Source organism: Micromonospora sp. NBC_00389, from assembly GCF_036059255.1.
GTDB lineage: Bacteria > Actinomycetota > Actinomycetes > Mycobacteriales > Micromonosporaceae > Micromonospora.
Genome location: NZ_CP107947.1, coordinates 61,919 through 76,357, shown reverse-complemented (window position 1 = coordinate 76,357; position 14,439 = coordinate 61,919). Strand labels below are relative to the sequence as shown.

Annotated in this window: 12 protein-coding genes, 1 tRNA gene and 1 pseudogene; 10 read left to right on the top strand and 4 right to left on the bottom strand. The window is 73.3% G+C overall.

Annotation, left to right across the window (positions count from 1 at the left end; genetic code table 11):
- Positions 1-22: 22 nt before the first annotated feature.
- A tRNA-Arg gene (locus tag OG470_RS00365) sits at positions 23-98 on the bottom strand.
- Positions 99-256: 158 nt separating this feature from the next.
- On the opposite strand from OG470_RS00365, the gene OG470_RS00360 reads away from it, so the two are divergent.
- The gene (locus OG470_RS00360; protein WP_328419588.1) at positions 257-964 is read left to right on the top strand and encodes a hypothetical protein; all 708 of its coding nucleotides are present in this window, start codon (positions 257-259) and stop codon (positions 962-964) included.
- A 64-nt stretch (positions 965-1,028) separates the two neighbouring features.
- On the opposite strand, the gene OG470_RS00355 is transcribed toward OG470_RS00360, so the two are convergent.
- Both OG470_RS00355 and OG470_RS00350 read right to left on the bottom strand, forming a co-directional pair.
- Complete coding sequence (locus OG470_RS00355) at positions 1,029-2,150, bottom strand: alpha/beta hydrolase (RefSeq protein WP_328419586.1); 1,122 nt, start codon at positions 2,148-2,150, stop codon at positions 1,029-1,031.
- Positions 2,151-2,284: 134 nt separating this feature from the next.
- Positions 2,285-2,725: an HPF/RaiA family ribosome-associated protein gene (locus tag OG470_RS00350; RefSeq protein ID WP_328419584.1), complete on the bottom strand. Its 441-nt coding sequence runs from the start codon at positions 2,723-2,725 to the stop codon at positions 2,285-2,287.
- Between the two features lie 432 nt (positions 2,726-3,157).
- Here OG470_RS00350 and OG470_RS00345 point away from each other — a divergent pair, with 432 nt between their 5' ends.
- From OG470_RS00345 to OG470_RS00330, 4 genes and pseudogenes are all read left to right on the top strand, one after another.
- Complete coding sequence (locus OG470_RS00345) at positions 3,158-4,234, top strand: IS110 family transposase (protein WP_328419582.1); 1,077 nt, start codon at positions 3,158-3,160, stop codon at positions 4,232-4,234.
- Between the two features lie 142 nt (positions 4,235-4,376).
- Positions 4,377-5,141 carry a single-stranded DNA-binding protein gene (locus OG470_RS00340; protein WP_328419580.1) on the top strand — a complete coding sequence of 255 codons (765 nt, stop codon included), beginning with the start codon at positions 4,377-4,379 and terminating at the stop codon, positions 5,139-5,141.
- A gap of 380 nt (positions 5,142-5,521) precedes the next feature.
- Positions 5,522-6,496 (top strand): annotated as a pseudogene (locus OG470_RS00335) (cobalamin biosynthesis protein); the annotation flags it as partial.
- 176 nt (positions 6,497-6,672) lie between these two features.
- The gene (locus OG470_RS00330; RefSeq protein WP_328419577.1) at positions 6,673-8,214 is read left to right on the top strand and encodes a cobyric acid synthase; all 1,542 of its coding nucleotides are present in this window, start codon (positions 6,673-6,675) and stop codon (positions 8,212-8,214) included.
- A gap of 91 nt (positions 8,215-8,305) precedes the next feature.
- Here the strand turns inward: OG470_RS00330 and OG470_RS00325 are convergent, their stop codons facing one another.
- Positions 8,306-8,707 (bottom strand): rhodanese-like domain-containing protein, encoded by a 402-nt coding sequence (locus OG470_RS00325; protein ID WP_328426043.1) that lies wholly within the window; start codon positions 8,705-8,707, stop codon positions 8,306-8,308.
- 518 nt (positions 8,708-9,225) lie between these two features.
- On the opposite strand from OG470_RS00325, the gene OG470_RS00320 reads away from it, so the two are divergent.
- The 5 genes from OG470_RS00320 to OG470_RS00300 all read left to right on the top strand — a co-directional run bounded on the left by OG470_RS00320 (position 9,226) and on the right by OG470_RS00300 (position 14,434).
- On the top strand, positions 9,226-9,861 hold the full coding sequence (locus OG470_RS00320) for a uridine kinase family protein (protein WP_328419575.1): 636 nt from the start codon (positions 9,226-9,228) through the stop codon (positions 9,859-9,861).
- 77 nt (positions 9,862-9,938) lie between these two features.
- Positions 9,939-11,084: a M48 family metallopeptidase gene (locus tag OG470_RS00315; RefSeq protein WP_328419573.1), complete on the top strand. Its 1,146-nt coding sequence runs from the start codon at positions 9,939-9,941 to the stop codon at positions 11,082-11,084.
- Positions 11,085-11,120: 36 nt separating this feature from the next.
- On the top strand, positions 11,121-12,473 hold the full coding sequence (locus OG470_RS00310) for a dipeptidase (protein WP_328426041.1): 1,353 nt from the start codon (positions 11,121-11,123) through the stop codon (positions 12,471-12,473).
- Positions 12,474-12,550: 77 nt separating this feature from the next.
- Complete coding sequence (locus OG470_RS00305; RefSeq protein WP_030333429.1) at positions 12,551-12,757, top strand: hypothetical protein; 207 nt, start codon at positions 12,551-12,553, stop codon at positions 12,755-12,757.
- Positions 12,758-12,841: 84 nt separating this feature from the next.
- Positions 12,842-14,434, top strand: a complete 1,593-nt coding sequence (locus OG470_RS00300; RefSeq protein ID WP_328419571.1) for an ATP-dependent DNA ligase — start codon at positions 12,842-12,844, stop codon at positions 14,432-14,434.
- The last annotated feature ends 5 nt before the right edge of the window (positions 14,435-14,439 follow it).

The following is a 14,439-nucleotide window of genomic DNA, read 5'->3' as shown; positions in this document are numbered from 1 at the left end:
AGCCGTTGAACTGCGGTGACGGTGGTGCGCCCGGCAGGATTCGAACCTGCGGCCTTGGGATTAGAAGTCCCCTGCTCTATCCGCTGAGCTACGGGCGCGTGGCGTGGATGTCGCGCCAAGAGGGTACCGCCGCCCCGCCGGCCGGCGGGGAAAAGGGTGCCCGCGTCCACGTTGCCGAGCAGGGTCTCACGGAGGACGGGTGGCCGGCATCCGGGTTCCCACGGACCGACCCGGCGCTGGACCGTACCCTCGGCTGGTGCTGCTGGACTCCGAGGCCGAGAACGACGTCGCCTACGAGCTGTGCCAGATCGTCGGCCGCGCCATCCTGCCGTACCGGTCGTCGGACGACACCGATCATCGCTTCGGCACCGCGTTCTTCTTCCAGGGCACCGACGACCCGGTGGGGGAGTCGCTGCTGACGGCCGCCGACCTCGTCGGTACCCCGGGCGGGGAGTTGGGTCTGCGGCCGAGCGTGACCGAGCCGGCCGGGGTCGCCCCGGCCGCCGTCATGGAGGGCGAGATCAGGCCCGGCTGGGCACGCTTCCCGAGCGACGGCGTCGCGGTGCTGCCTACCGGCGGGCTGCACCGGTACGCCGGCGACGGTGGCTGGTCGTGGCGGGTCCAACCGGTGCCCGCCGGGATCGCCGCCGGGCCCGAGGTGGTCGCCCGCCTCGGCGCCGACGCCAGTTCCGCCTTCGTGCTGGCCCACGGGGTACGCGACGACGGGTCGCGGCCCCTGGAGGTGGCGATCGAGCGGGTGGTCCGGGACGGGGACACCATGCGCATCACCACGGAGCTTCCACCGGGGTACGTCGGGGCGCCGGTCTTCGTCGTGCAGGCCGACGCCACCGGGGAGGTGTCGCTGTACTGCCTGGGCCTGGTGCTGCCCGGCGTCGGTGGTCACCCGGTGGCGACCTTCGACCGGATCCGGGCCGTCCTCCCGCCCACGCCGGGCGACGCCTGAGGCGCGACCCGCGCCGACTCGCCGGCGGGTACGACTGCCGCCAGCGAGCCGTTGTCCGGTCGGGTCAGCCGACGGCCGTCGCCGCACCTGCCGGATCGGACGCCGGACGCCGAGTTTCCGGCAGCAAGGCTCCGTCCCTGGTCGACGTGGTGTCGGGCGAGGCGGTGTCCGTTGGGGCGGCGCCGGGCGAAGCATCGTCGGTCAAGACGGTGTCAGCCGGGCCTGCCGGGGCGGTGGGGCCTGCGGCGAGGAACGCCTCGGCCCACCGGCCGACCTCGTCGAAGACCTTTCGGCGTACGGCGGGGCCGGAGAGCGTGAGGTCGTGCAGCCCGCCGTCGAAGCGGGCCAGGGTGACGTGGCGGCCGAGGCGGGGCGCGTACCGGACCATGTGCTCGACATCCAGCACGGCGTCGGCCAGGGTCGCGTTGTCGTGCCATTTGGTGCCCCGGAACGAGCGGGTCGAGCAGGCCATCAGCACCGGCACCTGGATGTCCAGCCCGGCGCGCAGTCGGCGTTGGCCGGTGCGGATCGCGTTCAGCCAGCCGGCCCGGACCGGGAACCCGCCCAGCGGCTTCCACGCCAGGTCATAGGTCCACTCGCCGCGGTGGTCGGCGTGGAGACTCTCGCCGTACACCTTGCCCAGCCCGAGCGGCAGGATGCGGTGCGGCGCCCTGCGGCCCAGCCGGGAGGCGGCGGCCGCGAGGGGTCGGCGCACCGCCCAGGGGGCGTTCAGGTCGAAGAAGGGGCTGTTGAGCACCAGCCCGTCGACGGTGCCGGCGTCGCGGCGGGCGTCCGCCCAGAGCGAGATGATCAGGCCGCCGGTGGAGTGGCCCATCGCCAGAAGGGTGTCGTGCCCGTCGTCCTTGCGGATGATCTCGGCGGCGGCGTCCAGCTCGGCGAAGTAGTCGCTGATGTCCTGGCAGAAGTTCGGGGTCTGGTGCGGGAGCAGGCTGCGACCGTACTTGCGCAGGTCGAGGGCGTAGAAGTCCCAGCCCCGTTCGGCGAAGAAGTCGGCCAGGTGGGTCTGGAAGAAGTAGTCGACGAAGCCGTGCACGTAGAGCACGGCCCGCCCGGTGGGGCGCTCGGCCCGCCGCCGGACCAGGGTCGCGACGACCGGTCCCTCGTCGTCGGTGCCCAGGTCGATCGTCTGCCGCTCGTACGGCGGCCCCAACACGTCCGGTTCCACATTTGCGACGCTACGCCGGCAACCTACTGAGCGGTAGCCCCGCGCCCCGCGTGCACCTCTCCGCCCCGCGATCTTGCACTTGTTGCCTCCGCGCGGAAGGCGCGAGACGTGCAAGATCGCGGGGCGGGGGGAGGTTAGGCCGTTTCCGCGTCGGCGCGGCTCGGGTCGGCGGCCGGTAGGGCCTCCGGCTCCTCGGCGGGGTCGACCTGGCCCTGCGGCTGACTGACGTCGCGCAGGTGCTTGTTGTGCCGGGGCTCCTGCCGGGTCTTGGCGTCGTTGAGTCGCCGACGCAGGTCGTCACGGACGTCGTTGAGCGCGGCGTGCAGGTCCTCCTCGGCGGAGGTGGTGACGATCTTCTGGCGGCCGGCGACCCAGCACTCCAGCGTGACCTTCTGCCCCCGGACCTCCCGGTCCTTCACCGACACCTCCAGCTCGGTGGCGTCGGCGTGGAAGCTAGCCAGCCGGGCGTCGAGGGTGGCGAACTGCTCGGCGATCCAGGTGCGGTCGCCCTGCGAGAACCCGGTGCCAACCCGCAGGCATTCCGCCACGGTGGCCGGGTTCGCCACGGCGCTCATCGCCGCGCCTCGGAAGCGGTTGCGGAGCCGATGGTGGTGATCATCATGGCGCTGACCTCTCGTCGACGTGGAGCTGTCGGTGGTGCCTTGATCAAGTCCATACCCAGTTCGGCCGGACCCGGAACCGCCGTCCGCCGCCCGAGTGGGTTGGCCGTACCACACCGGGCCGTGATCAGGGCGTTGTCCACGGTGAGATGCTTCGTCCTACCCGACCGGCCATGATCGTCGTGCTCCCGGCGCTGGTTTGACTCTTTGTCCACCTGACGCCCCGGCTGTCTTCGCCCTGATTTGTCGGCCGCGCCGGGTGCACGCGCCGGACGGACGGGTGTGACTTAACAGGAGCCTGTGGAAGAGGTCCCATCACCGTGCTGTCCGTCCGCCCGACGGTGCGTGCTGCCCCGGTCGGTCACCTGGAAGGACAGCTCCACCACCATGACAGATCACCACATCGAGGTCATCGGCGGCGTCGACACCCACGCCGACACCCACACCGCCTCGGTCATCGACGAGGCCGGCCGGATGCTCGGCCACCGCGAGTTCCCGACCACGGTGGCCGGCTACCGGGCCCTGCTGGCCTGGATGAGCGACCACGGCCCGGTGCGGGCGATCGGGATCGAGGGCACCGGCAGCTACGGCGTCGGCCTGGCCCGCTACCTGCGGACGCAAGGTATCCAGATCGTGGAGGTCGACCGGCCCAACCGGAAGATGCGCCGCCAGCGCGGCAAGTCCGACCCGATCGACGCCGAAGCCGCCGCCCGGGCCGTGCTGGCCGGCACTGCGTCCACCACCCCGAAGAACCGGGACGGGCAGGTGGAGGCCATCCGGGTTATCCGCGTGGCCCGCACCTCGGCGGTGAAGTCGCGCACCGCGGCGCTCAACGCCCTGGTCGGTATGGTGCGCACCGCCCCGGAGCCGTTGCGGACCCAGTTCCTGGAACTGCGTAACTCGGAGCTGATCATCACCGCTGCCGCGTTGCGGCCGGCCCTGGACCTCACCGATCCGATCGCGGCGACGAAGACGGCGATACGCCGGCTGGCGCGTCGGATCATCGACCTGGACCGTGAGATCCGGGCCGCCGACCTCGACCTGCAGGTCCTGCTCCAGCAGGCCGCGCCGCGGCTGATGGAGTTGCCCGGCGTCGGCCCCGAGGTCGCCGCGCAGTTGCTCATCACCGCTGGCGACAACCCCGAGCGCATCCGCGACGAGGGCGCGTTCGCCGCGCTCTGCGGTGTCTCTCCCATCCCGGCCAGCTCCGGTCGCACCGACCGGCACCGGCTCAACCGGGGCGGGGACAGGATGGCCAACAGGGCGCTCTACATCGTCGCGATCAACCGGATGCGCTGCCATGCCGAGACGCTGACCTACGTCCAGCGACGCCGGGAGCAAGGGCTCAGCAACAGAGACATCTCCCGATGCTTGAAGCGCTACATCGCACGTCAGGTCTATCCGCTGATCCTGGAATCCCTACGCGTCCGACCCCCGTCATCCACAGCCCTCGCAGGGGTCTGACCAGCCTGGCTTGCGTTACAGGAGCATCAGGTGGCTTCGTCATCCACAGGCCCGGGTGGGGGTGCTGGCGACGGCGGTCCAGACCGCTCAGGCTCGTGCCGAGTCGACTCGCGCTGGCAGGCCCCCGATCCCTGGAGGGACGATGTTCGACACCTATGTAACAGTTGTCGGTAATGTTCTGACAACGCCCGAGTGGCGGCGTACCACCCAGAGCAACACCCTGGTGGCCAACTTCAAGGTCGCCTCCACCGCCCGCCGGCTCGACCGGGACACCGGCCGCTGGGTTGACGGCAACTCGCTGCGGGTCCGCGTCAACTGTTGGCGCAAGCTCGCCGAAGGGGTGGCTGCGTCGGTGATGGTCGGTGACCCGGTGGTGGTCTGCGGCCGGCTCTACACCCGCGACTGGACCGATGACGCCGGTAACCACCGCACGCTCTACGAGCTGGAGGCGGTCGCCGTCGGCCACGACCTGTCCCGGGGGCGGGCGCGGTTCCTGCGCAACCGGCCGAGCACGACGACCAGCACGTTGGAGGACGCGGACGCGGAGAGCCGCGTGCACGGCGAGCCCACCGAGCCGGTACCGGCCGGGCAGGCGCCCGTCCTGCCCGACGACCGTCCGCTGGACGACGACTTCGAGCTGTCCGACTTCGGCACGCCGCACACCAGCCCGTTCGCCGACACCAGCCCGTTCGCCGATGCCGGCCCGGTCGACCACGGCGCTCCCGTCGGCGGCGGCGGCGTGCAGGGCGGGGCCGACGACGACGAACTGGCCCTCCCGCCCAGAACGGACGACGACGACCTGGACGACGAGCGGGATGACGAGTTGGGCCCGGTGCCGGACGAGGTGGAGCCCGCGCCGTCCGGTCGGGGGCGGCGTGGCCGAGGGCGGGTCCCGCAGCCGGCGTGACCTTCGGCTCGACCGTCCCAGCCTGTCGTGGACGGCGGCTGGGACGGGTCCATCCCGGGCTGTCCCGGACGGTGGCCGGGATGGCGGTTCCACCGGTGCGAGAGAGCCGCGTCGGTGGGCTGGTGGTTCGCAGGCACGTCACGACGGGGGCGGGGTGGCGACGCGACCGGCGTCGTCACCCCGCGTGACCGCAAGGGCGGGGGCTCGTCCGCGTCGGCCGGGGCGGTTCACGGGCGTGCTGGGCCGGCTCGTGGGCGCGGCGGCCCGCATTGGGGCGCGCCTGCCGATGGGCTCGTGGAATGCGGCGGGCCGGGTTGGTTCACGGGGTGCTCGTCTAGGCTGGCCGGCCGGAGGTGGTGCGCGTGCGACGGACAGCGCCGGTGGCGAACGCGGTGGGGCTGCTGGCCGGGTACGCGCTGGACAGGCTGCTCGGCGACCCACGCCGGTGGCACCCGGTGGCCGGCTTCGGGCAGGCCGCCGGTGCGCTGGAGCGTCGCCTCTACCGGCCGGACCGGACGGCCGGTGCAGCGTTCACCGCGCTGGCGGTGGGCGGGCCGGTGCTGCTCGGTGCGATCGCCGCGGCAGCCACCCGGAATCGGCCGGTCACCCGGGCAGTGCTCGTCGCTGCCGGCACCTGGACCGTGCTGGGCGGTCGCACGCTGCGACAGGAGGCCACCGTCATGGGGCAGACGCTGCGTGACGGCGACCTGCCCGCCGCCCGGGGACGCCTCGGTAATCTCTGCGGCCGGGACCCGTCGACCCTCGGTGAGTCGGAGCTGGCCCGGGCCACCGTCGAGTCGGTAGCGGAGAACACCTCCGACGCGGTGGTCGCCCCGCTGGTCTGGGGTGCGGTTGCCGGCCTGCCCGGGCTGCTGGGCTACCGCGCGGCGAACACCCTCGACGCGATGGTCGGGCACCGGTCGGCGCGCTACGCCCGGTTCGGCACCCCGGCAGCTCGCCTGGACGACGTGCTCAACCTGGTGCCGTCGCGGCTGACCGGGCTGCTCACCATCGCCGTCTCGCCGGTCGCGAACGGCAACCGGGAGCAGGCCTGGCGCGTGTGGCAGCGTGACCGCAACGATCACCCGAGCCCCAACGCCGGTCAGTGCGAGGCGGCGATGGCCGGCGCTCTCGGCGTCCGCCTCGGTGGCCGCAATGTCTACTTCGGGCGCTCCGAGGTGCGCCCTTTCCTGGGTGACGGCCCCCGCCCCGAGGCGCGCCACCTGAAGAGGGCCGCCCAGATCTCCGGCGCCGTCGGCCTGGCCGCCCTCGGGCTGGCCGCCGCTTACCCGCTGACCGTCGGGCGCCTGGCCGGCGCCATCGGTCGACGCGGCCTGGTTGCCGCCCTTGGCCGACGCGGGCCGGTTGACGGCGTTGGCCGGCGCGGGCCGGTTGACGGCGTTGGCCGGCGTGGCTCGGGCGGCGGCGGTGGGCGCGGGCTGTCCGCCGCCATTGGTGGGCACGGATCGGGCGGTGCCGGTGCGCGGCCGCGCGGTTGGCGAGTCGTCGCGGCGAGGCAGGGGAGCGGGCGGTGAGCGGCGGGCTGCTGGTTGCCGGCACCACCTCCGACGCCGGCAAGAGCGTCCTCACCGCCGGCATCTGCCGCTGGCTGCACCGGCAGGGCGTGAAGGTGGCGCCGTTCAAGGCACAGAACATGTCGAACAACTCGGCGGTGGTGGTCGGGCCGGACGGGCGCGGCGGCGAGATCGGCCGGGCCCAGGCCATGCAGGCCGCCGCCTGCGGGCTCGCCCCGGACCTGCGGTTCAACCCAGTGCTGCTCAAGCCGGGCAGCGACCTGGCCAGCCAGGTGGTGCTGCTCGGCGAGGCGGTCGACACGATCACGGCCGGCACCTTCCGGCAACTGCGTCCCCGGCTGGCCGAGACCGCGTACGCGGCGCTGGCCGAGTTGCGTGCGGCGTACGACGTGGTGATCTGTGAGGGTGCCGGCAGCCCCGCGGAGATCAACCTGCGGGCCGGTGACTACGTCAACATGGGGCTTGCCCGGCACGCCAACCTGCCCACCATCGTGGTCGGCGACATCGACCGGGGCGGCGTGTTCGCCTCGATGTTCGGCACCGTGGCCCTGCTCGACCCTGCCGACCAGGCGCTGATCGCCGGCTTCGTGATCAACAAGTTCCGAGGTGACCTCGGCCTGCTCCAGCCGGGGCTGGACATGCTGCGGCAGGTGACCGGCCGCCCCACGTACGGGGTGCTGCCCTGGGCGCTCGACCTGTGGCTCGACGCCGAGGATTCGCTCGCCTACGGGCGGGTGCTCGGTCGACCGGCCGCCCCGCACGGCACCGAGTGGCTGGACGTTGCCGTCGTCCGGCTGCCCCGAATCAGCAACGCCACCGACGTGGAGGCGCTGGCCACCGAGCCGGGCGTCCGGGTACGCCTCACCGTCGAACCGGCCGAGCTGGCCGCCGCTGACCTGGTCGTCCTGCCCGGTTCCAAGTCGACCGTGGCGGACCTCGCCTGGCTCCGCGAGACCGGCCTCGCCGACGCGATCGCCACCCATGCGGCGGCCGGTAAGCCGCTGCTCGGCATCTGCGGTGGCTTCCAGATGCTCGGCCGGGCGATCCACGACACGGTGGAGAGCCGCCAGGGCAGCGTCCCGGGCCTCGGCCTGCTGCCCATCGAGATCACCTTCGACCCGCGCAAGACCGTCCGGCAGTCGGTGGGCACCGCCGGCGACAACCTGCCGGTGCGCGGCTACGAGATCCACCACGGGTACGTCTCCCACGCTGATCCCGCCCTGGCCCCGCTACTGACCGTGGCCGACGGCACCGGCGAGGGTGCGGTGCTCGGCGCCCTGCACGGCACGCACTGGCACGGCACGTTCGAATCCGACGGGTTCCGCCGCCGATTCCTCACCGAGGCGGCCCGGCTGGCCGGACGCACCGGATTCCGGGTCGCTCCGGACAGCAGTTTCGCCGCCGCCCGGGAACGCTCGCTCGACCTGCTCGGTGACCTGGTTGAGGAGTACCTGGACACCGACGCCCTCTGGCGCCTCATCGAGACCGGGCCACCCCCCGGCCTCCCCTTCATCCCACCCGGGCCGCCACCGGCCTGACCGGGCTGGGCGTGCCTTGGCCTGACCGGGCCGGGCGTGCCTTGGCCTGCTGGTTGGGCGGTCTGGAGGGTCGCCGACGGCGACAGCCACGTCAGTGGCGGATGTCGGCCGGGCGGTCGGTGGTGGGGAGGCCGGCGGCGAGCCACGCGTCGACGCCACCGATCATGTCGGTGGCCCGGCGAAGCCCGAGGGTCTGCAGGCTGGCGGCGGCCAGGCTGGAGCTGTAACCCTGCCGGCACACCAGCACGATCTCCCGGTCGTAGGCGGTGGCCTCCGGGATGCGCCAGGCGCTGGCCGGATCGAGCCGCCACTCCAGCACCGTCCGGTCGATGACGACCGCCCCGGGCAGGTCGCCCTGCTCGCGGCGCTGCATCTCGGTACGGGTGTCGACCAGCAGCGCGCCGCCGCGGACCGCCTCGACGGTCTGCTGCGGAGTCAGTCGGTGCAGCCCGGCGCGGGCCTGTTCGAGCAGGGCGTCGATGCCGGGGCTCATCACGTCTCGGAGCACCACCCGATCATGCCGATTCGGGTGCCACCCCGGGCGGCGAACGGTCGCGGCGTCACCCGTCGCCGCCCCAATTCCCCCGGACGTGACGGTGCCCGGCCATGGCCGTCAGCCGGACGTGTCAGGCCGGCCCACGCTGGCCGCTGATTCCGCGTGATCGACTCGGTTTCCCCGACATCGCGGTATCCCTCACGGCGGATACCGCGATGTCAGCGATCTGGAGTCGATCACCCTGACCTGTGGCGGCGGCGGCATACTTCGGTCGTGTACGAACTCGCCAGCCGAGGCCCGCTCGTCGACGGCATCCACCATCCCGCCCTGAGGCGGCCGGAACACGCGAGGCCGCGCTGACCTCCGAAACCGGCCGGCCGGCACCAGGCCACGAGGCCGGGGACGTCGAGGGATTGGCCGATGAGGCCGGGGACGTCGGAGGAATGGCCGATCGGGCCGCGGATGTCGAGGGATTGTCCGATAGGGCCGAGGACGTCGAGGAGGCATCGGGCCACTTGACCGGCAGGTCGACCGTGGTGGTCGTCGAGGCGTACGCCGAGTTGGCCCGCCGGGTGCTCGCGGGCCCGGCGAGGTTGGGGCGGACCCGGTTGGTGGCGGTCGACGGGCCGAGCGGCGCGGGCAAGAGCCGGTTCGCCGCGCACCTCGCGGACGCCCTGGCGGTGCTGGCCGGCGGTGATCGGCCGCCGGTGGTGCACACCGACGACCTGCTGGACGGCTGGGACGACCAGCTCACCTTCTGGCCGCGCCTGGACGAGCAGGTGCTGGGCCCGCTGCGCGCCGGGAGGCCCGGTGCCTACCGGCGCTACAGCTGGGTCCGGCGCTGCTTCCTGCCCCGCCCGGTCCCGGTGCCGGCCGCACCGGTGCTGGTCCTGGAAGGGGTCAGCGCCGCGCGCGCCCTCGTCCGGCCGGAGCTGACCCTGGCCGTCTTCGTGACCGCGCCCGCGCCGTTGCGGCTGGCCCGCGCGGTCGCCCGGGACGGGCCGGAGATCCTGCCCGAGCTGCGCCGCTGGCACGCCGTGGAGCGGGCGCACTTCGAGGCCGACGACACGGTCACCCGGGTCGACCTGGTGGTCGACGGTGCGCCGACGCTGCCGCACGACGCCGAGCGGTACTACGTGCGCACCCGTTGACCCGAGCGGGGCATGGACGCCGGCCACCGGCTGGGGCACGATGCGGGAAAGGTCGGGCACGGCGAACGGGGAGCCACATGTCGGCAACGGACACGCCCGCACGGCGTCGGATCACCCTGACCGGCATCAGCTCACGGGCCTGGGAGCATCCGGCCGACCGCGGCGCCCTGGTCGCGTTGCGGGAGCTGCGCGGGTTCGACGACGTGCTGCGGGCGTTCTTCGGCATGTGGAACGAACGCGGCTTCCGGCTCTCCGTGCTGGCCTCCGGCATCCGGGTCGACCACCGGCAGTATCCGGCGGTGTGGCAGCGCTACACGGAGGCCGCCGCGGCGCTCGACGTGGCGGAGCTGCCCGAGCTGTACGTGACCCAGTCGCCCTGGCTGGGGGCCGAGGCGGTCGGCCTGGACCGGCCGTTCATCGTGCTCAACTCCGCCTGCGTCCAGCAGTTCGACGAGGACGAGCTGCGCTGTCTGCTCGGCCACGAGTTGGGGCACGTCGGCAGCGGGCACGCGGTCTACAAGACGATGCTGATGATCCTCACCCGGTGGGCGGCCAACCTGAGCTGGTTGCCGGTCGGTGCGTTCGCGCTGCGGGCGATCATCGCGGCGATGCTGGAGTGGTGGCGTAAGGCGGAGCTGTCCGCCGACCGGGCCGGTCTGCTCGCCGGGCAGGACCCGGCCGCCGCGCTGCGGCTGCTGATGAAGCTCGCCGGAGGCGGTGACCTGTCCCAGATCGACACCACCGCCTTCCTGGAACAGGCCGCCGAGTACGCCGGTGGCGGCGACCTGCGGGACAGCCTGCACAAGGTCCGGATGACTGCCTGGAGCACCCATCCGGCACCGGTGGCACGGGCCGCCCAGTTGCGGCAGTGGATCGACTCCGGGGCGTACGGGCGGGTGCTGGCCGGGGACTACCCGCGCCGCGACGACGACGGCTCGACCAGCGTCTCGGAGGAGATCAAGGCGGCTGCCGAGTCGTACCGGGAGGAGTTCAGCCGGTCCACCGACCCGCTGGTCGGGTTGCTGCGTCGGCTCGGTGACGGCGCCAGCGACGTCGGCGAGTGGGTGGGCGGCACCGCCGGTCGGGCCCGCTCCTGGATGGATGCCGCCACCGAGGCCGCCGGCCGCGCGCAGCGCGCCGGTCGGGCCGCGCCGGGCGCTCCGGCGGGTGCCGGCTCGCCGGGTGGCGGTGAGGGTACGGGCTCGGCCGGCACGTCGGGGTAAGGCCGGCATACGATGCCGGTCATGACCACACCGATCATGTCCGAGTCCGAGGTGCGGGCCGCCGTCGAGCGGGAGATGCCCGGAGTCCGGGCCGACCTGGAACGCCTCGTCCGTATCCCCGGCATCGCCTTCGAGGGCTTCGACCACTCGCACGTGGAGCGCTCCGCCGAGGCGGTCGCCGAGCTGCTGCGCGGCTGTGGCCTGGACGTCAACATCGTGCGTTCCGGCGGGCAGCCCGCAGTGATCGGCCGTCGGGCCGCCCCGCCCGGCGCGCCCACCGTGCTGCTCTACGCCCACCACGACGTGCAGCCGGTCGGCGACCGGTCGCTGTGGGAGTCCGACCCGTTCGAGCCGGTGGAGCGAGACGGCCGGCTCTACGGGCGGGGCGCGGCCGACGACAAGGCCGGCATCATGGCGCACATCGCGGCGCTGCGCGCGTACGGGGACGCACTGCCGGTCGGCGTGGTGCTCTTCATCGAGGGCGAGGAGGAGTACGGCTCCGACTCGCTGGAGCGGCTGCTGGCCGAGCACCGCGACGAGATCGCCTCGGACGTCATCGTGATCGCCGACTCCGGCAACTGGGACATCGGCATACCGGCGCTGACCACCTCGCTGCGCGGCATCGTCAACTGCTTCGTCGAGGTCCGCACGCTGGACCACGCGGTGCACAGCGGCATGTTCGGCGGTGCCGTCCCGGACGCGCTCACCGCGCTGGTCCGGCTGCTGGCCACCCTGCACGACGACGCTGGTGACGTGGCGGTGGACGGGCTGGTGGGCCGCGAGGGCGCCGTCGTCGACTACCCCGAGGACCGGGTTCGGGCCGAGGCCGGGCTGGCCGAGGGCGTGCAGTTCATCGGCACCGGCCGGATCACCGACCGGCTCTGGACCAAGCCCGCGCTGGCGGTGCTCGGCATCGACGCCCCGTCGACCGGCGAGGCGCCGAACGCCCTGGTCCCGTCCGCGAAGGCGAAGCTGAGCATCCGGCTCGCTCCGGGCGACGAACCCAAGCGGGCGTACGCGGCGGTGCGCGCACACCTGGAGAAGCACGCGCCGTGGGGTGCCCAGGTGACGGTCAGCTTCGAGCACGACGGCGACCCGTGCGTGATCGACGCGTCCGGGCCCATGTTCGACGCCGCCCGCTCGGCGTTCCGGACCGCCTGGGACGGCACCGATCCGGTGGACATGGGCGTCGGCGGCTCGATCCCGTTCATCGCCACCTTCCAGGAGATGTTCCCGAAGGCCGCGATCCTGGTGACCGGTGTGGAGGACCCGCACGCCCGCGCGCACGGGCCGAACGAGAGCCTGCACCTCGGGGAATTCGCCCGGGTCTGCCTCGCCGAGGCGCTGCTGCTGGGCAAGGTGGCCGCGGCGGGCACGAACGGGAGCTAGGTGTCGGAACCGTAACTTCCGGTCTGATCTGGGAGTTTGCGGTGTGTCGGGCGCGGGGCTGTTATAGCCTTTCGAACATGAGTACGAACGAGGTGATGGCCCGGTTGGGGGCCGCCGTCAGCGCGCTGGGGGACGTCGACGTCTCCGCGTGGTCCGAGGACACGCTCAACGAACAGCTCGGTGAGCTCTCCGCCGCCCTGGTCGCCCTCGACTCGGTGCTCTCCCGGGTCGCCGGCGAGGTCCGCGCCCGGGGGCTGCGCATCGAGGAACCCGTCTCCGCCTGATCCGCCACCCAGCAGGGTGGCGGCACCCTGCCGACACCGCCCGGGCACGGCAATGCCCGGGCGGTGTCGGAGGTGGCTGGCAGGATGAGGTCCGTGCGGTTCATCGACCTGGCGGCCACCTCCGCCGCCGTGGGCGCCACCAGCGGCCGGCGGGCCAAGGTGGAGCTGCTCGCCGACGCGCTGCGCCGGCTCGATCCGGCCGAGGTGGAGCCCGGCGCCGGCTATCTCGCCGGTGAGCTGCGCCAGCGACAGACCGGGGTGGGCTACGCGAGCCTGCGTGACCTGCCACCGCCGGCCGCCGAGCCGACGTTGACCGTGGCCGCCGTCGACGCGGCCATCGAGCAGATCGCCGCCGTGCAGGGCGCGGGCTCGCAGGCCCGGCGCCGGGCGCTGCTTGGCGCCCTCTTCGCAGCGGCGACCACCGATGAGCAACGGCTGCTCACCAATCTGTTCAGCGGCGAGCTGCGCCAGGGCGCCCAGGCCGGGCTGCTCGCCGACGCGGTGGCCCGAGCCGCCGAGGTGCCGGTCGCGGTGGTCCGTCGGGCCCTACTGCTCGCCGGTGACCTGCGCGCGGTGGCGGTGGCCGCGCTGGCCGGGGGCGCCGCCGAACTGGCCGGGTTCGGCCTGCGGGTCGGCCGGCCGCTGGCGCCGATGCTCGCCCAGAGTGCCCCCTCGGTCGACGAGGCGTTGGCCGCGACCGGCACGCCGGCCGTGGTCGACGTGAAGCTCGACGGCATCCGCATCCAGGTGCACCGCTCCGGCAGCGACATAGCCGTCTTCACCCGCAGCCTCGACGAGATCACCTCCCGGGTGCCCGAGGTGGTCGCCGCCGTCCGTGCCCTGCCCGGTCGAGAGTTGGTGCTCGACGGCGAGGCGATCGGCCTGGACGAGACCGGCCGCCCGCTGCCGTTCCAGCAGACCTCCAGCCGGGCCGCCCGGCGCACCACGCCCAGCACCACCGGGCGCACACCGGTCGCTCCGGCGGTGCTCGCGGCCGCCGCCAGCACCGGTCAGGCCGTGCTGACTCCATACTTCTTCGACCTGCTGCACCTCGACGGTGACGATCTGATCGACCTGCCCGGCCGGGAGCGGTGGGCCGCGCTCGCTGGCGCGGTCGACGCGTCGCTGCTGGTCGGCCGTATGGAGGTCGACGGTCCGGAGCAGGCCGGGGCCGCGTTCGCCGCCGCCCTCGACGCCGGCCAGGAGGGCGTCGTGGTCAAGGCGCCGGACGCCCCGTACGACGCCGGCCGGCGCGGCGCGGCCTGGGTCAAGGTCAAGCCCCGGCACACCCTCGACCTGGTGGTGCTCGCCGTGGAGTGGGGCAACGGCCGACGGCAGGGCTGGCTGTCCAACCTGCACCTCGGCGCCCGCGACCCGCGCACCGGTGACTTCGTGATGCTCGGCAAGACGTTCAAGGGGCTCACCGACGAGCTGCTGCGCTGGCAGACCGAACGCTTCCTCGACCTCGCCGTCGAGCGCGGCGACTGGGTGGTCCGGGTCCGTCCCGAGCAGGTGGTGGAGATCGCCTTCGACGGGGTGCAGACGAGTTCGCGCTATCCGGGCGGCATGGCGCTCCGGTTCGCCCGGGTGGTGCGGTATCGCGACGACAAGTCCGCCGCCGAGGCGGACACCATCGACGCCGTCCGCGCCATCCACGCCGGCCGGGCCACCGGCTGACCGGC